Annotated in this window: 2 protein-coding genes and 1 pseudogene; all 3 read right to left on the bottom strand. The window is 60.5% G+C overall.

Features of this window, described 5'->3' with window-relative positions:
- Positions 1-570: RHS repeat domain-containing protein (locus G3446_RS29050; RefSeq protein WP_209262643.1), on the bottom strand; the 570-nt coding region annotated here is incomplete at its 3' end.
- A gap of 202 nt (positions 571-772) precedes the next feature.
- A complete protein-coding gene (locus G3446_RS26195; protein WP_164456598.1) occupies positions 773-1,132 on the bottom strand; it encodes a hypothetical protein in 360 nt (119 codons plus the stop codon).
- Between the two features lie 34 nt (positions 1,133-1,166).
- Positions 1,167-2,699, bottom strand: a pseudogene (locus G3446_RS26200) (RHS repeat domain-containing protein); the annotation flags it as partial.
- Positions 2,700-2,830 lie beyond the last annotated feature (131 nt).

Consider the following 2,830-nt stretch of genomic DNA (forward strand, 5'->3'; position numbering starts at 1 on the left):
GTCGACCGGGGTGTAGCCGAGGCGGTGCTCGGGGCGTCCCGGCGGGGTGACGCCCTCGAGGTTGCCCTTGGCGTCGTAGTCGAGCCCGGTGATCGCGCCATCCGGGCGCTCGATCGCGGTCACCCGCCCGACGGCGTCCGGGGTGTAGCCCGTGACCTGGCCCTCGGCATCGGTGATCTGGATGAGGTGATCGTGGGCGTCGTAGGCGTAGGTGGTGAGGCGGGCGTCATCGCCCGTGCCCTGGCGGGTCTCCACCAGGCGGTCGTCCTCGTAGCGGTACTGGGTCGCGGCCAGTCCGGGAATCGCGGTGCGCAACGGACGGTCGTGGGCGTCGAGGAAGGTGGTGGTGGTGCGTCCCTCGGGGCTGGTGGTGGTCTGGGTGCGGGTGGCGGGGTCGTAGTCGGTGACCCAGTCCCGGCCGTTGGTGGTGGTGACGGTACGGGTGAGGACCCGGGAGCTCGGGTCGTCGGGGTCGGCCAGGCCCCAGGTGTGGGCGCTCTCGCTGGTGTAGGTCAGCCCGCTCGGCAGGCGGATGGTGGTGCGGCTGTCGGCGGCGGCCCCGGAGGGCACCGCGCTTGGCAGGACCTCGGTGATCGTGCGGGTGCCGTCGGGGGCGGTGGTGGTCGTGGTGCGCGCGAGCGGGTCGCTGAGGCTGAGTTCTCCCCGCCATTGAGTAAACTGTCACCGGAATTCCGGAATTCGAGAATTCCAAAGGCAAAAGGCAAGACCTGACACCGTCCTTCTAAATGGTGACACCGTCCTTCTTCAAGACCTACCTGTTACGTCCAAAAAGAGCGCCCAGCAAAGAAACTATTCCGTAAACTGGCGCAAAGATTAGGAAAGAAAAGACGACACCAGAAAGCCAAAGTTCACTTTCAGGATCATCTAGAATAACGCTCAGCTTTAGCATTGTCGACACAAATAATCCAGAAAAAAGCAAAATAGGCCCTATTGTTACAGCCTCCAGCAAAGATTTTCCACTTTTCCCCCATATACTGCCTGCTGCTGCAGTATTCAGCAAAGACAAAACACTGAGGAAAATTACTAAATTAAAGTCTTCAGAGTAAGACAAGGCAATAGATATTGCCATTTCTATGAGAATAAAATACGACAAGCTCTTTAACTGTAACATAAAAAATAATACAAAGGATTTTCATGCCAGATCACTAGTCACATTCCAATTCAATATCTTCTTGACATTCGCTAGCCGGAACAAGTCTGCAGTAATCCATAAAACAAGCACTCGCAGTACCAGCTCCGACGGCGCAGGATATACATGCTTTCTTTACATTTCCACGACTTAGAATGCATGCGCCACAGTCAGAAGTCAAAGCCGGACCACTCCCCACAAGGCACTCATAGAATTTATCATAATCTCCTTTGCATTTTATACATGGCGTAATATCCTGCGGGGCCGGCATCTGATTTTCAATAATACAGGCCAAGAAATAATCACCATCAAGGCCTAAGCAATCTAGAGTCGAGTATCCAGAAATGTCAATCAGATTGACAGGATCACTCAGAGCATAGTTGTACAAATTTGGCCCGTCCCCATCAAACCCAATCGGATCCTTCCCCAACCACCGCCCGGTATAGGGATCATAATCCCTGGCCCCGAACCGCACGAGCCCGGTCTCCGGCTCGTAAAGCCCTCCGGCAAACCCGAACGGCTGGAACCCCGGCTGGGTATCCCGCGTGACGACACCCCAGGCATCGTAGTCCATCCGTTGGACAACGGCCCCGCTCTCGACCTCGACGACCAGCCGGGGGCTGCCGAGGTGATCGGAGAGGATCCGGTAGGTGGTCTCCTCCTGCGTCTCGGGATCGATCTTGATCAGGTAGGCCGGGACATTGGCCTGCTCGCCATAGACGAAGACGGCGACCAGATTGCCCTCCCCGTCCAGCTCGGCGATCGGGTTGAGCTGATCCTTGTAGAGAAACCCCTGGACCAATTCACCGTCCCGGGTCTTGCCGATGCGCCGGTCCTGGCCGTCGATGACGTAGCCGATGGTGCCGCTCGGGCGCGGGCGGGCCGGGGCGTCGTATTGGAGCAGGCGGTCCTGCTCATCGTAGGTGCCGTTGGCCGTGCCGTCGACGCCGATGCGGTTGCCGTTGGCGTCGTAGTCCCAGGAGCCCGTCAGGACGCCGTTCTCGCGGACGGCGGTCAGGCGTCCGGCCAGGTCGTAGTCGTAGGCGTAGACGCTGGTCTCACCTTGCAGGGTCTCGGTCTTGGTGCGGATGCGCCCGAGGCGGTCGCGGCTGTAGGTGACGCCGTAGAGGGCGCTGCCGTCCTGCTGGGCGCTGAAACCTTCGAGCTCGCCGAAGGCGTTGTAGTCCTGGCTGGTGGTGAGGCCGCCGAGGCTGGTGCCGGTGAGCAGCCCATGGTCGGGATCGCGCGCGAGGATCAGCGCGCCGGCCTGGGTGAGCAGCCCGTCGCCGTCGTAGTCGTAGGAAATGCTGTGGCTGTCGTTGATGATATGCGCGGCGATGGCGAAGTCGCTGTTCCAGTCGGTCTCGACCTGGCCATTGACGGTGCCGGACCACTGGGTGTCGATGGTGAGCGCGCCGTCATAGTCGAAGGCCAGCACCTCGCCCTCGGGCGTGGTGATCGTGGCGATGCGCTCGGTGGGACCGGCGTAGGTATAGGTGGTCTCGCCCGCCGCGGTGGTGCGCCTGTCCAGCCGCCCGGCGGCGTCGTAGCCGCGCGCAAAGCAGTGTCAGGTCTTGCGTTTTGCCTGTTCTGTACCTCGTAGCGAATCGGCCGATGCGGAAGGCCGAAGTGCTCGCGAATCGTCTTCAACGTGTAGCCGCCGCAGGCGCAGGGCCGCGC

The organism is Thiorhodococcus minor (assembly GCF_010820565.1).
In the GTDB taxonomy this organism is placed as follows: Bacteria; Pseudomonadota; Gammaproteobacteria; order Chromatiales; family Chromatiaceae; genus Thiorhodococcus; species Thiorhodococcus minor.

Coding starts and splice junctions, on each gene's coding strand:
- G3446_RS26195 (WP_164456598.1), bottom strand. CDS start 1,132: ATGTTACAGTTAAAGAGCTTGTCGTATTTTATTCTCATAGAAATGGCA.